Origin of the sequence: Parabacteroides timonensis, from assembly GCF_900128505.1 — a bacterium.
Classification (GTDB): Bacteria; Bacteroidota; Bacteroidia; order Bacteroidales; family Tannerellaceae; genus Parabacteroides; species Parabacteroides timonensis.
Genome location: NZ_LT669941.1, coordinates 3,838,733 through 3,858,251 on the forward strand (window position 1 = coordinate 3,838,733; position 19,519 = coordinate 3,858,251).

General features: G+C 40.5%; 12 protein-coding genes and 1 pseudogene. 6 read left to right on the plus strand and 7 right to left on the minus strand.

Annotation, left to right across the window (positions count from 1 at the left end; all coding sequences use genetic code 11):
• Positions 1-2: 2 nt before the first annotated feature.
• The 6 genes and pseudogenes from BQ7394_RS23085 to BQ7394_RS23115 form a co-directional block, all read right to left on the minus strand.
• The gene (locus tag BQ7394_RS23085) at positions 3-1,226 is read right to left on the minus strand and encodes a beta-ketoacyl-[acyl-carrier-protein] synthase family protein (protein WP_075559540.1); all 1,224 of its coding nucleotides are present in this window, start codon (positions 1,224-1,226) and stop codon (positions 3-5) included.
• Positions 1,227-1,237: 11 nt separating this feature from the next.
• Positions 1,238-1,966, minus strand: a complete 729-nt coding sequence (gene fabG / locus BQ7394_RS23090) for a flexirubin biosynthesis SDR family reductase FlxB (RefSeq protein WP_075559541.1) — start codon at positions 1,964-1,966, stop codon at positions 1,238-1,240.
• Positions 1,963-3,513 carry a flexirubin biosynthesis tyrosine ammonia-lyase FlxA gene (locus BQ7394_RS23095; protein ID WP_075559542.1) on the minus strand — a complete coding sequence of 517 codons (1,551 nt, stop codon included), beginning with the start codon at positions 3,511-3,513 and terminating at the stop codon, positions 1,963-1,965. The genes fabG and BQ7394_RS23095 overlap by 4 nt, the downstream gene beginning before the upstream one ends.
• Positions 3,514-4,224: 711 nt before the next feature.
• The gene (locus BQ7394_RS23105; RefSeq protein WP_075559543.1) at positions 4,225-4,701 is read right to left on the minus strand and encodes a beta-barrel fold lipoprotein; all 477 of its coding nucleotides are present in this window, start codon (positions 4,699-4,701) and stop codon (positions 4,225-4,227) included.
• A 250-nt stretch (positions 4,702-4,951) separates the two neighbouring features.
• The gene (locus BQ7394_RS23110) at positions 4,952-6,913 is read right to left on the minus strand and encodes a tetratricopeptide repeat protein (protein ID WP_075559544.1); all 1,962 of its coding nucleotides are present in this window, start codon (positions 6,911-6,913) and stop codon (positions 4,952-4,954) included.
• Positions 6,914-7,036: 123 nt separating this feature from the next.
• Positions 7,037-7,882: pseudogene (locus BQ7394_RS23115) on the minus strand (PD-(D/E)XK nuclease domain-containing protein); the annotation flags it as partial.
• Between the two features lie 278 nt (positions 7,883-8,160).
• On the opposite strand from BQ7394_RS23115, the gene BQ7394_RS23120 reads away from it, so the two are divergent.
• Together BQ7394_RS23120 and BQ7394_RS23125 are read left to right on the plus strand one after the other, a co-directional pair.
• Positions 8,161-8,745: an HU family DNA-binding protein gene (locus BQ7394_RS23120; protein ID WP_075559545.1), complete on the plus strand. Its 585-nt coding sequence runs from the start codon at positions 8,161-8,163 to the stop codon at positions 8,743-8,745.
• A 7-nt stretch (positions 8,746-8,752) separates the two neighbouring features.
• The gene (locus tag BQ7394_RS23125) at positions 8,753-11,563 is read left to right on the plus strand and encodes a M16 family metallopeptidase (RefSeq protein WP_075559546.1); all 2,811 of its coding nucleotides are present in this window, start codon (positions 8,753-8,755) and stop codon (positions 11,561-11,563) included.
• A gap of 102 nt (positions 11,564-11,665) precedes the next feature.
• On the opposite strand, the gene BQ7394_RS23130 is transcribed toward BQ7394_RS23125, so the two are convergent.
• A complete protein-coding gene (locus BQ7394_RS23130; RefSeq protein ID WP_075559547.1) occupies positions 11,666-12,871 on the minus strand; it encodes an ATP-binding protein in 1,206 nt (401 codons plus the stop codon).
• Between the two features lie 440 nt (positions 12,872-13,311).
• Here BQ7394_RS23130 and BQ7394_RS23135 point away from each other — a divergent pair, with 440 nt between their 5' ends.
• The 4 genes from BQ7394_RS23135 to BQ7394_RS23150 all read left to right on the plus strand — a co-directional run bounded on the left by BQ7394_RS23135 (position 13,312) and on the right by BQ7394_RS23150 (position 19,510).
• Positions 13,312-14,214, plus strand: a complete 903-nt coding sequence (locus tag BQ7394_RS23135) for an MBL fold metallo-hydrolase (RefSeq protein WP_075559548.1) — start codon at positions 13,312-13,314, stop codon at positions 14,212-14,214.
• 302 nt (positions 14,215-14,516) lie between these two features.
• Complete coding sequence (locus BQ7394_RS23140) at positions 14,517-15,074, plus strand: RNA polymerase sigma-70 factor (RefSeq protein WP_075559549.1); 558 nt, start codon at positions 14,517-14,519, stop codon at positions 15,072-15,074.
• 73 nt (positions 15,075-15,147) lie between these two features.
• Positions 15,148-16,095 (plus strand): FecR family protein, encoded by a 948-nt coding sequence (locus tag BQ7394_RS23145; protein ID WP_075559550.1) that lies wholly within the window; start codon positions 15,148-15,150, stop codon positions 16,093-16,095.
• Between the two features lie 259 nt (positions 16,096-16,354).
• Positions 16,355-19,510: a SusC/RagA family TonB-linked outer membrane protein gene (locus BQ7394_RS23150; protein WP_235848807.1), complete on the plus strand. Its 3,156-nt coding sequence runs from the start codon at positions 16,355-16,357 to the stop codon at positions 19,508-19,510.
• Positions 19,511-19,519 lie beyond the last annotated feature (9 nt).

Sequence of the window (19,519 nt, forward strand, 5' to 3'; positions counted from 1 at the left end):
TGCTAAGATTTGAATTTCCTGATTATTAATGTAGAGTTGGTCCCTCCGAAGCCAAACGAGTTGGACAGAAAGGTGTCGAATTCGAGTTGTTTAGTCTCCGCCGGGATATTCAGTAAAGCGGAAGCCTCGTCCGGTTCCGTAAAGTTCAGGTTGGGAGCGATAAATCCGTTCTGCATCATCAACATGGAATAGATCACTTCGCTTGCGCCTGCCATCCACATCTCATGTCCGGTCATCGACTTGGTAGAAGCCACATACGGAGCTGCCTCCCCGAAGACTTCCGCGATGGCTTTCGCCTCGTTCAGGTCGCCCAAAGGGGTGGAAGTAGCATGGGCATTCACATACTGTATGTCGCGGGCCGCCATACCTGCGTCTTTTAATGCCATTTCCAATGAACGCCGCGGACCGTCCACGTTCGGGACGGATATATGTTCGCCGTTGGAAGAGAATCCGTATCCTACCACTTCGGCCAGGATATTGGCACCTCTTCGTTTAGCCGACTCATAACTTTCTATAATAACGGTCGCACCTCCCCCGCTGGGAACCAGGCCGTCACGATCCTTGTCGAACGGACGGGAGGCCTTTTCCGGCTGATCTTCCCTGACTGAGAAAGCAGCCAGTCCGTCGAAACTACCGACGGAATACATATTCACTTCCTGCGCTCCCCCGCATACGATACAATCCTGCATACCCGACCGAATCAGGAAATAGCCCATACCGATCGCATGCGAACCGCTGGCACACGCTCCGGAGATCGTAAAATTGACCCCACGCAGCTTGAAGATTACCGACAGGTTCATGGTGACGGTCGAGTTCATGCTCCGGAAGATAGATCCCGAACCGACCAACGCCGTATTCTTTTTTTCGCGGATGATATCCACCGCATTGATCACAGGAGCCGTACTGCTATCGTTACCGTAAAGGATACCGACCTCATGATTCGACAGATACTCTTCGTCTATCCCAGCCTGTGCAAAAGCTTCCGCAGTAGCCAGATAGGCATATTCGCCCTGTTCGGGAAGGCCGAGACGCTGCCTGCGATCGAGTACGCCTTTCAGATTCGGCTTATCCAATAGGCCGGTCAATGCCGAACGATAGCCGAACTCTTTCCGTACCGGGTCGAGGCCAATACCTGACTGCCCTTTATATAATGATGTTTTTACCTCCTCCTGATTCTTTCCGATACAGGAGTAAATGCCCATCCCTGTTATTACAACTCTATTCATAAATCTTTATATCAGGTATATAACCCTCCGTTTATAGAAATCACCTCTCCTGTAATATAAGAAGCGGCGGGCGAAACAAGAAAAGCCACCAGGTCGGCCACCTCTTCCGGTTCGCCGAAACGGCCGGCGGGAACTTGTTTTTTCAATTCGCCTTCATCCAGGTCTTCCGTCATATCCGTACGGATAAAACCCGGGGCCACCGCATTTACCGTGACTTTCTTTTTGGCCACCTCCTGGGCCAATGCTTTGGTTGCCGCAATAATTCCGCCTTTAGCTGCCGAATAGTTGGTTTGCCCCGGCATACCTTTGATACCGGACAGGGAAACGATATTGACAATTCGTCCGAAACGTTTCACCAGCATGTCCTTCAATAAAGGCTGCGTAACGTTAAAGAAGCCGGACAAACTGATGTCGAGCACCCGGTGCCACTCTTCGCCGGTCATCCAAAGCAACAGGTTGTCTTTACGGATACCGGCATTATTGATCAACACTTCAATATAAGCATCCGGATGCTTATCCATCCACCCGCTCAGGCAGGATGCCACCGCTTCAGCATTCGTGACATCGAATTTAAATAACTCGCCATCCGAACCTTTCTCACGTACTAACTGCAAAGTGTGCTCCGCTTCCGTATCGTTACTTTGGTAATTGATCAATATGACATATCCCATCTCCGCCAGCTTAAGACTGACGGCACGTCCTATTCCCCGGCTTCCGCCTGTCACTAATGCGTATTTCATACAATTGGTTCTATATTCTTATTCTTCAACCAGTCGACCATTGTCGCTATCTCTTTATATTTAGGCGTATCTTCTGTAAACACAGGGAAGAAGCTACGTATTTCATTGTAAATATCCCGGGTACGAGGCGACAACTTATCCTGTATCTTCAGGTAATCTACGGCCTGTACGATAGCCATATAATGGATTGCCATCACCTGATAGCCATTTTCGATAACAGTTTTGGCAATCAGGGCCGAGTTTGTCCCCATACTAACGATATCCTGGTTATCATTATTGTTCGGAATGCTGTGCACATACATCGGATTTGAAAGCGTCTGGCTCTCAGCCGTTGTGGAAGTGGCTGTAAACTGAGAAGCCTGTAAACCATAGTTCAATCCCAGTACACCCAGGTTGACAAACGGAGGCAAGATTCCGTTGATACGATCATGGAAAAGATAGTTCAACTGCCGTTCGGTAAGCATCGTCAACTTCGTAACGGCTATTTTCAGTTTATCCATTTCGAAAGAGACATAATCGCCATGGAAGTTACCGCCATGATACACATTTTCAGTCTCCGGGTCGACGATCGGGTTATCACAGGCCGAATTCAGTTCGTCTACCAATACTTTTTCCGCATTGACCATTTCGTCCAGGACCGGACCCAGAATCTGCGGAACACAACGCAGTGAATAATAAGGTTGCACTTTGTGTTCAAAAACCTTTTCGGTATGACGGCAATAGAGTTCGTTTTCCCGTTTACGTACCGAGCTGCTTCCAGCTACCCATTCACGCATGGCACGCGCTATCGTTTGTTGTCCCTGATGTTGCTTCGTTCCATTCAGGGCAGGCGACATAAAATCATCGTATGAAGAAGCGATCTCGTTCATCATAACAGAAGCGACCACCGACCAGGTCAACAACTGTTTGGCATAGATCAGGTTGACCATACCAATACCGGTCATCACAGACGTTCCGTTCGTTACCGACAACCCTTCCCGTATTTTCATAGAAAAAGGTTGCAGTCCCAAGTCTTTCAGGACAGTAGCAGTTTCACGGCATTCCCCCTGATAGAAAACTTCCCCTTCACCGATCAGTGCCAGTGCCATATGCGCAAGTTGTACCAGGTCGCCACTCGCCCCCACACTTCCGTGTTCGGGGATATACGGACAGACATTATTATTGATAAAAGCCAATAACAACTCCACCAGTTCGGTATGCACTCCGGAATAACCCTGCAGGAAAGTAACCAGCCGTGCAATCATTGCCGATTTGACATACAAGGGCGGCAACGGAGCACCCGCTCCGGTTGAATGGCTGCGGATAATATTATATTGCAATTGTTTCAGCGAATCATCCTCAATGCGGTACTGTGCCATCGGTCCGAAACCGGTATTGATGCCATATATGACTTTATCTTCCGAAAAGTTCTTTAAAAAGGTATAGCAATCCTCCACCTTCTGCCATGCCACCGGAGACAAATCAAGCTGTTCCTGCTCAAACAGCAAAGCGCGGACTTCATGAATGGTTAACCTTATATCCGGGTTATATGTAATTGTTGTTGACATTCTATTACTTTCTATTCATGTGCAAAAGTAGCCTTTTTGCTTTAGTATACAAAGCGATAGAATAGTTTAACTAAGAATTGAGTCTATAACTCTTCTTTCTTCAAAAAAATCAATCAGATGGAGATGAATAATACCTCAGACATCGCTCCCTCTGTTAAATTCATCCAGACTAACCACATATTTAAGATAGTTGTCCTGTATAGCCATTAGATTACCAAACTCACGTTTACGCATTTTTTCATCCGAAATAAGATAAGCGACCTGTACATACACTTTCTTTCTCTATGCTGGTATTTATGACTCATGGCTAGACAAAGTAACCGGGGAAGTTGTCAATACGTTTTCAATCATAACGACTGAGACAAATCCTTTTACTGACTATATTCATAATACGACACAAGATGCCTGCTATTTTGTCTCAGAAAGACGAAGAGAAGTTGCTTGATCCGTCTATCGGGAAAGTACGATACTTGATAAAACATCATAAAAGAAACCATCCATAAAATTGCGTATAAGGGAATTACAAATTCTATTTCAGCTATAAATTTCTTCTACACAATTTTATGGATAGTGTCACTATAGACCTTAACGAAATAAATATACTACTTCAACAAATCAAAATCTCATAGTAAATAAGCACTAATAAAAAACTTATACAATAGAATTTTCATAATATATTCTTATCAAATAGGACTAGCCTTCTTCTCAGAATCACTTAAAATCCCTCAACTGTATATTTATAGAATTATCAACTACAATATCGGGGTATAATTCATCTGGAAAATGAGAATAAAAAGTATGTAGTTTTTCCAAAATAACTCGACCATTGAAATATGCTTTAACAAACAATGACATTGAATCTCTTTTTACCTCATTTATATTAAATGCAGAACATGTAAATAATAATCCTAAGGCTTTATTAGTTGTATAAAATCTCAATTCGTCTTTTTGAATATCCTCTTCATTTAATATATAATAAATACCAAGAGATTTACCATTATCAGAATATATTAAACTTCCATCACCCTCTTCTGAGCTTACACTAGCATGTAGTTTAAACTTATCATAATCCCCGGATTGAGCAATTTCAATTTCATAGATACCTAATTGATTAGAATCTTCACTTCCCGTTGAGCAAGACGTAAGCATCAACATCACCAATACTAATTCGATCAAACATTTTCTCATAACTTTCAAATTTTAATTTTAACACTAATACAAGAAAAACACAGACAATTCCGGAAAACATTTTTTTACTCTTTAGCATGACATCAAATTTAGTTGATTAAGATGTAGCAAAGGTATACGTTTTATCGCTGGTTAGAACAAAGATATGCAGACATAGAGTGGACAAGGACAAGAATTTAAATTCCTATTATACAGCAAAATACGATCTAAAACATCCACAAAATGTGGACAATTCATTTCTAATCATTTTTCAGTACTCCCAAAGGAACGTTTCAATAGACCCTTCTTTCTCCAATGGGGTTTCCAAATGTTGATTGATTCGTTCTTTCAAACGCTGTTTACGCTTAGTTACAGATGAAGGAGAAATACCCATCAATGTGGATAGCTGTGAATTACTTAAATGTAGTTTTATTAAGCAACAGACTTGAAGGTCACTATTTGTTAAGGAAGAAAAATCTTTCTGTAAACGATTAATAAGATTGGGATAGACTATTTCTATTGATTCAAATATTTCCAGCCATTGAGATTCCTGAATACATTTAGGGGTAACCTTTAAGCGATTTAACAATTCAATCTGCTTAACCAGTTGATTACAAAGGTATTTTTCACGGTCATATAGTATCGCGTTTTTAGTAACTAACTGTTTATATGCCTTCAGTTCTTCCCCTCTTTCTTGCAAATTGGAGACATACTTTTCTATATCTTCATGTAAAGACTTATTCTGAGTCTGTAACAAAACATTTCTATTTCGGATTTTTTCAATCTCCATTGTCAGACCATCAATATGCTTTTGCAAATCAAAAGTCGTTTCCACTTGTGAAGATAGCGATTCTATCAGGCTCTCTTTTTGACGTATTACATCCTCATTCTCATGTAATTGAATCGAATGCAACTGCAACTGATCAAAAGTCTCTTCCATTTGTAAAGACAATGATTCTATCAAATTCTCATTTTGACGTATTACATCCTCATTCTCATGCAATTGAATCAGATGTGACTGCAGCTGATCTTTTACATTTTTAATAGCACGTTCTTTATTGAGTAACTTTCGCTGATATAAGAATATCAGGACGCCTATTACAAACAAAAATATCACCAATCCCCACAATGCTATTTTTTCTATTTTCCCTTTCTCTATTGTCAACCGGTTATTTATATTCAACAACTTCTCTTGATCATACTTAGACTGAATTTCTACTATTTTCGTACAACGATCGATATTCTCTACAGAATCCGTATATAACCAATACTGATCATTATATTCGATTGCTTCTTTATATTTTCCAAAATCTCTACATAAATAATATAGGCTCTTAGAGGCATCCTGTTTTGTGTAAATATTAGTAGTCTTCAACGCCTTCTCTAAATAATAATAGGACGAATCAAATTGTGCCATTAATCGATACGTATCTCCCATTCCTAAATATGTTTGAGCCAAAGTAGAAGAACCGTTTTTTTCATCTATATCTATTACCTTCTTAAGATAATATAAAGAAGAATCTAACTTTGCCGTCCCAGTATACACTGCAGCCAATTCATTATAAGCAAAGGATAAAGCTTCCTCATTTTTAGATTGATTCGCAACCTCTATAGCTTTTTTATAATAATCAACAGCTTTCTCCATATTTCCACAAATGGCAGAAGCACGTCCCAGGTAAGACAAAGAGTAAGAGATTATTAAACTATCACCCATTAAGACTGAATAATCATAAGCTGCTTTATACGCTTCTGATGTTTGGGAACACAAATTCCTATAAAGATATAACGTACCCAAATGAGTATTTATTAAATGAAGTAAATTATAATCCGTTGTACCTTTAGCCACATCCCTCGCCCGCAAATAATACTCAGTTGCCTCATCCGGATTATCCATATCATAGTTAACCCGTCCTTCATAATATAACGCAGTCGCTTTTCTCGCCGGATCATCCTGCTTTTCAAAATAATTCAATGCAATATTGATCAGGGAATCGGAAGTATGTTTTATAAAATTCTTATCACGCGCTTGAGTGATAAGCAAACACCATGTAGCATATTGAAGTTTGTCTGATGGAGAAGGCACTTTCATTGAATCCAGAATCATCAAAGCACTATCGGGATGGCATTGCATCAACGACTCAGCACAAGATAGTTCAGGTGATAAATCTTTAGGACGATCATTACACATCACTAAAAAAGATAAACACAATATCAGAACAAAAACATTCCTCATTTCTTGCTGATTATCACTTTCAATGCCTCTAAGGTATTAATTATTTCATAATATAAGTAATTATTCTTGCATTTTATTTATCGTCGACAAGTGTTTTATAAGTTATGATTAAAAGTCCTTCTTTCATTCTTCGACGATCATCCAATCCCCGATCGTCCGTGTAGCACTGTCAAAATTAATACCGACCTTCACAATGCGCCGCCCGTCTTTGTTATAAGGAATCGCATATTGCCTGCTCTCGATTTGAGCCAAAGCCTCCGCGGCTGTTCCGTCATATTTAAATTCTAAAACATAAATAGTATCCCGCATTTTTATAACTACATCCGCACGACCGACAGAACTCTTCACTTCCGTCTCCACATACATCCCCATCAGGCGGAACAACAGGTAAAAGATAGTCTGATAATGTTTTTCAGTCTTGTTTTCCAAATCGTTCGGGATAGAAGCAAAGAAAGAACGAGTACGCTCCAAACAACCCTCGATATCGCCTTTACGCAAATCGCGTATAAACGAAACGACATAAAAAGTATTGCTCTGCCCCGGCAATCCGATATAAGCGGGAAGCAACGATTCGATAAAGCCCTTACGCACCTCACCATTGGGATATGCCAACCAATAAGTTTGAAAGTCCGGATCATATCCTTTTATCGTTAAATAGCCGCTCTGATAGAGAACAGGTATAGGACTCGTGATACGTTCCGTCGGGGCGTCAAACTGTTCATCGGTAGCTTCCACCCCATCCAGCTCACGAACATCGAAGTCCACTTCCTGTAATAAATCGATAAGAAAGGTAGGTGTCCCTGTAGAAAACCAATAATTCTTATATTCTTTCGAATTAAATGCATTAAACAAGCTGAACGGATTGTAAATATCCTCACAATGTTTGCTGAAATGATAGCCATCGTATTGCCGCTTCAAATGATCGCAAGCTGCCTCAAAAGTCTTCCCATTAGCCGCAGCCATCCATTCTGAGGATAAATAACACATTCTAACGAAAGTAATGCATTGTATAAATATTGCATAATTATCCCTATATAGCGAACAATTCCCTGCATTGTGTTGTATATTTGTCTCTATCCTTTTTGGTTGCCGATAATTATCGACAGGCCTGCTCACAATTGTCGACAGGCTTGTTCATAATTATCGACAGGCTTGCCCACAATTGTCGACAAGCAATTATGTCGGCAGGAAACCAAAGTGACATCACATTGTTTTTACAGACACATTAGTATAAAACAAGAATAAGAATGGGAATAAAATTCAAAGTGCATGAGACACCGCAGCCGAAGAACCGGCCAGGAAAGAAATTAAGTCATGCACGGGCAGTATCCGACGGTACAGCAAAAATGGACTATCTATGCAAAATGATCTGCTCCCGGTCTACAATCTCCTCGGCAGACGTAAAAGCGGTGCTCGACTCTTTTGCATGGGCCATCACCCTATGCCTAAAAAGCGGGCAGCATGTGGAACTGGAGGAACTGGGGTATTTCTCACCTTCACTCCGTACCCAGCCGTCGGCCGACGGAAAGAAAATGACGGTTATGGTGGACGGAGTAAATTTCCGTTGCTCGGAAAAGCTGAAAGAAGGATTAAGAAATGCAGAACTCGAACATGTTAAAACTCCGGCTAAGCTGACACTCGACGAACGGGAAAAGAAGATGCTGGATTTCCTGCAACGAAACAAGCGGATTTCAACACTCGACTATGCAGAATTGAACGGCTGTTCACGTTATCGTGCCACTGCCGATATAAAACTATTTGTCGAAAAAGGTGTTCTTTCTAAAATAGGAGGCGGAACGCATGTCATGTATGTATTACCGATTAATAATTAATAACCGAATGAAACAAAAACGATTTTTAATCTATTCCCTGTTAAGTTTTTTCTGCCTCTTCCAACTGGCAGCACAACAGGAAATGCAACCACTGCCTATCGATCCGCAGGTTCGCTACGGTAAACTGTCGAACGGATTGACGTATTATATCCGTCACAACGAACTTCCCAAAGAACGGGCCGACTTCTATATTGCGCAAAACGTAGGCTCCATGTTGGAAGAAGAGAACCAGCGCGGACTGGCCCACTTCCTGGAACACATGGCTTTCAACGGATCAAAAAACTTTCCGGATAAAGGAATGGACGAATTCACCGAGAGTGTAGGTATGCGCGGCGGCGAAAATTTCAATGCTTATACCAGCTTCGATGAGACAGTGTATATGATCATGAACGCTCCGGTCACCCGTGAAAGTGTAGTAGACTCCTGCCTGTTGATCCTGCATGACTGGTCGGGTTTCATCACACTGGCCGATTCCGCCATAGAGAAAGAACGCGGCGTGATCCGTGAAGAATGGCGTACGCGCCAGGATGCGCAGGCACGTCTCTGGGAACAGCAACTACCGAAGATGTATCCGGACAGCCGTTATGCCCACCGCATGCCGATCGGAACGATCGATGTGATCAACAACTTCAAACCGAACGAACTACGCGACTACTACCACAAATGGTATCGCCCCGACCTACAGGCTATTATCATCGTTGGCGACATCGACGTCGATAAAGTGGAAGCAGCCGTTAAAAAGATCTTTGCCGATATCCCGGCTCCGGTAAACCCGGCTCCCCGCGAAATGTTCGAAGTGGCAGACAACGATATGCCGCTGATCTCCATTGCTACCGATAAGGAGGCTTCAAACACGATCCTGTCTATCTTCTACAAACATGAAAAGATGCCGCAGGATATGTATGGTACGATTGCCGGAGTGGTAAAAGATTATATCCAGAGCGTAGCAGCCACGATGATGAACGAACGTTTCAACGAAATGGTACAGAAAGCCAATCCCCCGTTCGTTGCTGCACAAGCTTCAGACGGCGATTATATGATATCGAAAACAAAAGGTGCCTGGTCGGTAGCCGCATTGGTTAAAGACAATGAAGTGGACTCTGCCATGAATGCGCTGGTCACAGAGACAGAACGCGTAAAACGTTTCGGTTTCACTCCTTCTGAGTATGATCGGGCACGCATTAATGTGCTCAAACAATACGAATCGCTCTACAACGACCGCGACAAACAACGTAACAGTGCCTTCACCAACGAATATGTACGCCACTTTACCGAAGGTGGATATATTCCGGGTATTGAAACGGAATACGCGTTGATCGGGCAGATCGCCCAGGCTGTTCCGGTTGAACAGGTCAACAAATATATCCAGGATATGATCGGCGAACGGAATATCGTTATCAGCCTGACCGGTCCGGAAAAAGAAGGTGTCACCTATCCTACCGACGAACAGCTGCTCCGCGATTTTATGAAAGCACAACGCATTCCGGTAGAGCCTTATAAGGAAACACTTTCGAACGAACCTTTGATCTCGGAACTACCAGCCCCAGGTAAAATCACGGATAGCAAAGAAGATCCGTTGTTCGGTGCCACCGTATTGACCTTAAATAACGGCATTAAAGTAGTACTGAAACATACCGATTTCAAAAAGGACGAGATCATTATGACGGCAACCAGCTCGGGCGGAAGTACCTTATTCGGAAATAAGGATATCGACAACCTGAAAGTATTCAACGAAGTCATCGACCTCGGCGGTTTGGGAAATTTCTCGGCTATCGACCTCAACAAGATGCTGGCCGGCAAGAAAGTATCCTGTTCTACTTCGCTCGGAATGGATAGCGAAAACGTAAACGGCTCCTCCACTCCTTCCGACCTGAAGACATTATTCGAATTGATCTACCTCAATTTCACGGCTCCGCGTATGGATGAAGAAGCATACAAATCTTTTGAAAACCGTATGATTGCCCAGCTGAAAAATGTGGAACTGAATCCGATGGTAGCCTTCAGCGACTCACTGACGAAAGCTATTTATAATAATAACCCGCGCGCCATGCGTATCGATCCGGCTGATTTCAAGAATATCAGCTATCCGCGTATCATGGAAATGTACAAGGAACGCTTCGGCGATGCCTCCGGTTTTGTCTTTACTTTCGTAGGAAACATCAATACCGACAGTATCCGTCCATTGGTAGAACAATATCTGGCAACTCTGCCCGCCAACGGTAAAATAGAACAGGGAAATGTAAAAGAGGTTCCGGCCATCCGTAAAGGTGAATACATAAATCGTTTCAAACGTCAGATGGAAACCCCTAAAGCTTCCGTCGTAAACTTCTATTCCGGAGAAATGGATTACAACCTGGAAAACATCATCACGGCCACCATGTTGAAACAGGTGCTCGACCTGGTGTATATGGAAAAGGTACGTGAAGAAGAAGGCGGCACATACGGTGTACAGACCTCTGCCCGTATCTCTTCTTTCCCCAAAGGACAAACCTTCCTGCAGGCTTATTTCGACACCGATCCTGACAAACGGGAACAGATGAACACAATCGTACGCAACGAACTGAAACGTATCTCCGATATCGGTCCGCGTCCGGAAGATTTCAAAAAGACGCAGGACAATATCCTGAAACGTCATGCAGAGAACCAGCAGGAAAATGGTTACTGGCTGAATACGCTGGATAATTATTACTACAAAGGATTCGACGCCGCAACGAAATATGTCGAAACAGTCAACAGCATCACTCCTGCCAAAATACAGGCCTTCACCAAAAAGCTACTTGGCCAGGGAAATAGTATCGAGGTGGTGATGGAGCCGTAATACGATATAACATTCGCCAAATTTAAAATAAGAAAGTATCTCATACGAGTTCTGTCCTATTTTAAATTTGGCGATTTTAACCTTCTATTATTTAACAAATATCTAATAAAGTAATCCAAACATCCAAAGCGGAATTCTGTTATGATGTCCCACTTCCGTACCATCTACCGCCAAAAAACTATCGGAAACATCTTTTATCTGGTCAAACGTTTTTGTCCGCCCACCGACCTCGAATAAATAATGACGATCGACATAAAAATCACCTTGACGAGGTAATAATAATTCATGATAAACACTCAACTGATTAAAAAAGAAAGTCTCTCTCAATGTTCCAATATCAGTATTTGAAGATAATGCATACATTAAATTAGAATTATCCAAATAAATTTTATCGGGCCGTGAAAGACTCTTATAGTTTTTTACCTGGGTGGTCAACAACGCTAACAATCCGCCCCTTTCCAATGCATATAACATCTTCAAGCCCTGCTCCCTGTTTGTTTCCAACTCTTTATAGAGTTCGTTCATTTTAGGTGTATGTGGAACTCTCTCTACTAATATCATTAACAATTTCTTTACCTTTTGCGTAGTAACATATTGTACATCTTCCACGGCCGGCAAGTCTGATTCAATCACTTGCCTGACAACTTCCTGCAATCTAAAATCATATCCTTCATAAGTATCTTTATAAAACGGATAATAACCGGTTCGGAGATATTTTTCAAATAAAGGGAGTATCTTAACCTGCTCTGTTACTCCGGATGCAATAGCCACATGGTTCTGCAAGATCTCTTCCAGAGAATATGCCGGTATCTTCATTCCGCATTCAAACTCCAGAAATTCCCTGAATGAAAGCCCAGCCAATTGATAAACCATCTGACGTCTGGATAGATCACCTTGTTGTATGTCAATCTCTAACATAGATGAACCAGTATATGCAACATGTAAATCCGGATAATCATCATTCAGATTTTTCAACATCGTTTGCCACTGTGGAAATCTATGCACTTCATCAAGAAAAAGATAAGTACCTCCATGCGTATAGTGATACTCTACCAAATCATCCAAGGAATGAGTGGTAAACCATAAATTATCTAATGACACATACAAAGCACGATCAGTCTGATCAAAATTCCGTTTGATATGTTGAAGCATTAGCGTTGTTTTCCCTACACCTCTTGCACCCTTGATACCTATAAGCTTATCATTCCAATTAATTTTTTCATAAAGAAACCTAGTGAAGGACATAGGAGTTTCTTTCAGTTTTCTCCGATAGCCCCGATAAATCTTTTCGATGTCTTTTTCTTCCATTTTATTGTCTTCTTGTTCTAGCACAAATATAGAAAATAAATCTCACAAAGTCTTTTTTTAGAAAAAAAACAATCTTACAAAGTCTTTTTTGAAGCAAATATCTCAGAAATTTCAAAGAATTACTCTATCTCTGTTCTCAAAAATGATATGCAGGAACCATTTTTATCCGCTTGCCGTCTTTCTCAAAAGCGTCACTTTGACTCATTGTAACGATTGTTCTATCAAAAACACGCAAGTTTTCTCATATTTTAAATTGGTGATTTTATTGGAATATCGTTCTCCTTATTTTACTTTTGTAGTGAAAACTAAAATAACGAGTACATAAAATAATTAGGAAATCGATCAACCAACGTTTTAAAAGAGATTACAGATGGAAAACGTGGACGGATCTATATCTTAAAAAACATGTAGAGATATTCAAATAATATAAAACCACGAATATGAGAGCTTTATCTTACTTATTTTCTATCCTTATTGTCTTTTTGTGTATCAGTTTTAATGGATATTCGCAAGAATTGACAACCGAACTAAACACTGGTTATAAAGTGGGAGATTATGAAGTGTTTGTATTTGCCGAAGGTTCAGGAGATGCAGAGACGGGCTTATTGATAGACGCGCCGGCAGATATAACAGCTAAATATGCTCCAAACGGAACCTTTCCGATCGCAACAAACGTTGTATTGGTAAAAGGGAAAGGCAAAGTATGGCTCATAGATACCGGCTACGGATGGAAAATTTTCGAGCATATGAAGAACCTTGGTGTTGAATGCCAGGATGTAGACCAAATACTGTTGACACATATGCACGGAGACCATGTAGGAGGAATGCTGTTGGATGGAAATCCTGTTTTCGTAAACTCATCGATAGCCGTAAGCGACAAAGAACTGGCTTATTGGAGCAGTGAAGTAGAAATGAACAAGTTCCCGCCCGACCAGCGCGGAAATTTCCATACAGTCCAGAAGATAAAGGAACAATACGGTACAAAAGTCAAAACAGTACAAGCTCTTGCGCTCGACGGGGATTACGGCGACGGCATCTTCCCGATAGAGGCCTACGGCCATACCCCAGGACATATAATGTATCTCATCTCCGACGGCGGCGAAAAGCTGCTGGTATGGGGCGACCTGACACATGCCCTAGCTATACAGATGCCACACCCCGAGATATCTATAACCTATGACGTCGATCCCGACATGGCACGAGAAACACGCCTGAAAGTGCTGGAATACCTCGCCGACAAGGACATCGCCGTAATAGGAATGCATGTTCCGGTTCCTCAGCCGGGAAAGATTGTGAAAGATGAAATTTCCGGAAGATACAAGTTTTTATCAAAACTAAAATAGCGTATCCATCTATCTCATTGAGCATATGCCTCAACCAGCTGTTGTTTACCAAATATTATAGCCGATTGATCTTTCACCATTCGTTTGATTGTAGAACGATTTTCTTCTATATCATTACGAAGTACTACCACTACCCGATTCTCTTCATTAGAAACATAAATATTATCTGTATCAACTTCATGATTACAATTGTATCCTAAAACAGAAGATAAAAGATTTTTAAAGATGGATTGTACCTAATTAAAGAAAAAGTGTATATTTGTCCAATTATTCCTTATTTATAATACTACTAGCTGACGGCAATGATTGATTTAAAAAGCTTTAATCAATTTTTTACGGACTATCAGCAACGCTTTGTATACTTTGCTTGTACTTATGTGCACAACGAAGCTGTTGCAGAAGACTTCGTTATCGAGGCCATGATGTATTATTGGGAAAACAAAGACAGATTATCAGCCGATACCAATATACCGGCTTATGTACTGACTACTATCAAACATAAATGTATAGACTACCTTCGACACCAACAAATACGACAAGACGCTACTGATGAAATATCCCAATTATATGCCTGGGAGTTGTCGAGTAGGATTGTCAGCCTAGAAGATTTTGAACCTAATGACATTTTTACAACAGAAATATTGACTATTGTTAATAAGACATTGAATACTTTGCCGGTTCAAAGTAAACAAATATTTATAATGAGCCGTTACGAAAACAAGTCTTACAAAGAAATAGCCCTTTTACTGAACATGACTCCCAAAGGAGTAGAATTTCATATTGCCAAAGTTACCAAAGTTTTACGCTTAGCATTAAAGGATTATCTACCCGCCTCATTATTTTTTTTCCATTTTCTTTAAAAAAGTTGCCTTTTTTACTAGGGCTTACTTCTCATGACTCGCTATTTCTATAGAGACTACAACAAATTTATTTATGGATAAAGATATATTATATCGTTTTTTTGAAGGAAATACTTCCGTAAGGGAGATGAAACAGATAAAAGAATGGGTTGAAGCTTCCGATGAAAACAGCAAACAATTCCGCATGGAACGTAAGCTGTTCAATGCTATGGTCCTTACCGGCGATTTAAAACAAACCAATATATATACTACTGGTAATAAGAAAAATACCTCTTTTTCCAAAGAACTTTTAAAAATAGCCTCTATTATTGTAATTACAGTAGCTATAACAGCCACAGCATTTCTAATAAGACAAGATAAAGACAACTCCAATTTCACCATGCAAACAATCACGGTACCAGCCGGTCAGCGAGTCAATCTGGATCTGCCTGATGGTTCAAACGTCTGGTTGAATGCCGGAACCAAGATGCAATATCCCGTTCCATTTATAAAAGGGAAGCGGGAGATAATACTGGACGGAGAAGCATATTTCGATGTAGCACATAACGAAAAATGTCCGTTTATTATACATACACAAGTCTTAGATGTAGAAGTTTTGGGAACAAAATTCAACCTGGAAGCTTACAGTAGAAAAAAAGTGTTTGAGGCATCTCTGATGCAAGGCAGAATAAAAATCCGATCTCCACACAACGAAAAGAATTCCGTGATCTTATCTCCCAATTACAAAAGTACATTGCAAAAGGGGAAATTAGTTGTCAGTAAGATTGATGATTATAACGTATATCGATGGAAAGAGGGCTTGTATTGCTTCAAGAGCAAACCTTTTATTGAAATAATGACAGATTTAGAAAAATACTACGATCTGAAAATTCAGATGGATAAAAAAGAAATAGAAAAGGTAACACTAACCGGCAAATTCAGAATATCCGACGGATTGGATTATGCTCTACGCGTTTTGCAAAATGATGTGCCTTTCACCTATCAAAGAGATAAAGAAAATGACGTCATCTATATAAAATGAAAAAACTAGTATTAACCTAATAAATAAAGACAGCCTATGAAATAATACTTATAAAACACAAAAAGCCGATAGATGTTTGCCCCATCTATCGGCTGGAGTAAGACAATTTTTTAACAAATCGTATTAATAACTCATTTGCAAAGATATGAAAAACATTCTTTTGTCGGATATTCATTGCCCTGAAAATCCGGAATTTAAATTACTACCCAGAATTATGCGAATATCAATATTTCTCTTATTCTGTTGCGTTTTCAGCCTAATGGCGAAAAACGGGTACTCCCAGAATGCTGTTGTAACAATTAACCGCAACAATGTTCAGCTGGAGGTCATATTGAATGAAATAGAATCCCAGACAGATTATCTGTTTATCTATAAAGATGGAGTGAATGTGAAAAGCCATAAAAGTATCCAAGTGAACAATAGACCAGTTTCCGAAGTATTAACTACATTACTGGCTGGTACTTCGATCGCTTATAAACTGGAAGGTAATCACATTATTCTTACCCAAAACAAGGCTTCTATTACCCAACAAGAATTGATAACCGGAGTTGTAACTGATGGGAAAGGAGAACAGCTAGTCGGAGTTACAATAATGTTGAAAGGAACTACACGAGGAACAATTACAGATGCAGACGGAAGATTTTCCTTACAAGCTGAAATTGGCAATAAACTGATGATCAGCTATGTAGGTTACACACCACAAGAAATCATGATAAAAGACAAGAAAAGTCTTCGCATCATCATGCAAGAAGATATAAAGTCATTGAATGAAGTTGTTGTAATCGGTTATGGTACACAAAAAAAGGGGGAAGTAGCTAGTGCTATTTCAAGTGTAAAATCAGATAATTTTATAAAAGTACCTTCTCCCGATGCCGCACAGATGATTCGGGGACAAGTTGCCGGTTTATCAATTGTAAGCCCAGATGCAAATCCTCTTTCTTCTTCCGAATTATCTTTGCGTGGAATTACCACACTTCTATCCAGCACCAGTCCACTGGTTCTTATCGATGGAATTCCGGGATCACTGAATACAGTATCACCTGATGAAATAGCGCAAATAGACGTACTAAAAGACGGATCGGCAGCAGCTATTTACGGAACACGCGGAACCAATGGAGTAATTATTGTCACAACAAAAAGCGTAAAAGGAGAAATGCCTACGACTGTCGATGTAAACGCTTACCTTTCTGTTCAGCAGATTGTTCGAAAGTTACCTATGATGACAGCCGCCCAATATAGGGAAAAAGCAAAGCAAGGATTACAAGGGGCCATTGATTATGGAGGTAATGTAGATTGGTTGGATGAAATCACACAGACTCCTATCTCACAAGTATATAATATAAGTCTAAGAGGTGGCAGTCGGACAACCAACTATACGGCAAGTTTTGAATACAGGAGTCTTGAAGGAATTATCAAGCGTTCAGACAATCAAATTATTTATCCTCGCATAGAAATAGTTCACAGAATGTTTAATGATAAGCTAAAAATTAATGCAGGAATGAATGGTTCGCTCAAAAAGTATTTTGATGGTTCTGATGGCGGTGGATATAAAACAGATGTATATGCAGGTGCCATCCAATTCAATCCAACCGACCCCATCAAAGACGAGAACGGAAATTGGAAAGAAAGATCCATCAACGACTATTTAAATCCGCTAGCTCTTTTGTGGGAAGCTGATGGTGAAAATAAAGAAACCAATCTGAGAATGTTCGCCAATCTAGTACTGACACCTATAGAAGGATTAGATATCAAATATACAGCATCCAGTAACAGATTCAATCAGATACGCGGGTATTATGAAACAAAAAAACATTCTTCCACTACAAAATATGGGAAAAACGGATACGCATCACGAGGTACCCAGTATACATATGATAACTTATCCGAATTGACTGCCCAATACAATAAAACACTGTTTAAAGATCACTATCTGACTCTATTAGCTGGCTATAGCTGGATGAAAAGCGGATACGAAGATTTTTATATGCAGAACTGGGATTTCCCATCAGATGACTATACTTATAATTCTATGCAATCGGGACAAGCTTTACGTGACGGACGTGCAAATGAAAATTCTTATAAAAGCGAAAATATGTTGGTTGGTTATTTCGGCCGTTTTAATTACAGCTATAAAGGAAAGTACATATTATCAGCCAGCGTCAGAAGAGAAGGATCTTCCAAATTCGGAGACAACTATAAATGGGGCACATTCCCTGCAGTCTCTGTTGCTTGGAATATCAAGGATGAAAATTTCTTACGCAGTATGGACTTCCTTTCCTCCTTAAAATTACGTGCAGGCTTCGGTATTACAGGTACAGAACCCGGCAATCCGTATATGTCACTCAATGTATTAAGCTTTGGAGATTACACCTATTTCGGGAATTCCTGGATCAAAGCCATACGACCAGATTCCAATACAAATCCCGATCTGCGATGGGAGAAAAAAGAGGAAATAAACATCGGATTGGATCTGGGCTTCTTCGATGAACGCCTAACCGGTAGTATAGACTTCTACCGAAGAAATACCAAAGATTTAATTTGGAATTATAATGTACCCTCTCCTCCTTATATTTTCTCAACAATCACGGCTAATGGAGGCTCCATGCGTAACAGTGGGATAGAAGTATCACTACAGGCCACCCCTATCAAAAGCAGTGATTTTCAGTGGATCACAAACATAAACTATTCAACCAATTCTAATAAAATGCTCTCATTCTCTGACGATAAGTTCACAGCGGGCACATATAGAGATGAAGGTTGGACAGGCTCACCTATCCAACAGCCGACCCATAGAATAGAAGAAGGACAACCCTTTGGAAATTTCTGGGGATACAAGACTATCGATATCGACGACAACGGACATTGGATCATTGAAGATAAAGATGGCAATCCCAAACCAATTGTTGAAGCTCAGTCGTCAGACAAAAAAGTAATTGGAAACGGCTTACCCAAACATTACCTGAATTGGAATAATACATTCAGATACAAGAACTTTGACTTGGGTATTACGATGCGTGGAGCATTCGGATTCCAAATATGGAATACAGCAGAAGCATTTCACGCTTCCCCTGCCATGTTCACTGCGGGCTGGAATGCCATGGAAAAAGCATTCGAACCTGTTTATGGAAAAAAACCTCTTGCCTTCGACCAGGCTTTGGCTTACGTAAGTTATTACATCGAAAACGGAAACTACTGGAAAATAGACAATCTCACTTTAGGTTATACCTATAATACTAAAGTGAATTGGCTGAACAACATCCGCTTTTTCGGTTCCATATCCAATCTGGCCGTTATTACAGGATACAATGGTATCGATCCAGAAACACCCATCAGCGGAATGTCTCCTGGTGTTGATAACCGATATAGATATCCTTCAGCACGAACATATACTTTCGGTGTATCATTCAAATTTTAAATCAAAAAA

Bases quoted from the DNA above. Each gene is read 5' to 3' on its own strand.
- BQ7394_RS23085 (WP_075559540.1), bottom strand. From the start codon at position 1,226: ATGAATAGAGTTGTAATAACAGGGATGGGCATTTACTCCTGTATCGGA.
- fabG (WP_075559541.1), bottom strand. From the start codon at position 1,966: ATGAAATACGCATTAGTGACAGGCGGAAGCCGGGGAATAGGACGTGCC.
- BQ7394_RS23095 (WP_075559542.1), bottom strand. From the start codon at position 3,513: ATGTCAACAACAATTACATATAACCCGGATATAAGGTTAACCATTCAT.
- BQ7394_RS23105 (WP_075559543.1), bottom strand. From the start codon at position 4,701: ATGAGAAAATGTTTGATCGAATTAGTATTGGTGATGTTGATGCTTACG.
- BQ7394_RS23110 (WP_075559544.1), bottom strand. From the start codon at position 6,913: ATGAGGAATGTTTTTGTTCTGATATTGTGTTTATCTTTTTTAGTGATG.
- BQ7394_RS23120 (WP_075559545.1), top strand. From the start codon at position 8,161: ATGGGAATAAAATTCAAAGTGCATGAGACACCGCAGCCGAAGAACCGG.
- BQ7394_RS23125 (WP_075559546.1), top strand. From the start codon at position 8,753: ATGAAACAAAAACGATTTTTAATCTATTCCCTGTTAAGTTTTTTCTGC.
- BQ7394_RS23130 (WP_075559547.1), bottom strand. From the start codon at position 12,871: ATGGAAGAAAAAGACATCGAAAAGATTTATCGGGGCTATCGGAGAAAA.
- BQ7394_RS23135 (WP_075559548.1), top strand. From the start codon at position 13,312: ATGAGAGCTTTATCTTACTTATTTTCTATCCTTATTGTCTTTTTGTGT.
- BQ7394_RS23140 (WP_075559549.1), top strand. From the start codon at position 14,517: ATGATTGATTTAAAAAGCTTTAATCAATTTTTTACGGACTATCAGCAA.
- BQ7394_RS23145 (WP_075559550.1), top strand. From the start codon at position 15,148: ATGGATAAAGATATATTATATCGTTTTTTTGAAGGAAATACTTCCGTA.
- BQ7394_RS23150 (WP_235848807.1), top strand. From the start codon at position 16,355: ATGGCGAAAAACGGGTACTCCCAGAATGCTGTTGTAACAATTAACCGC.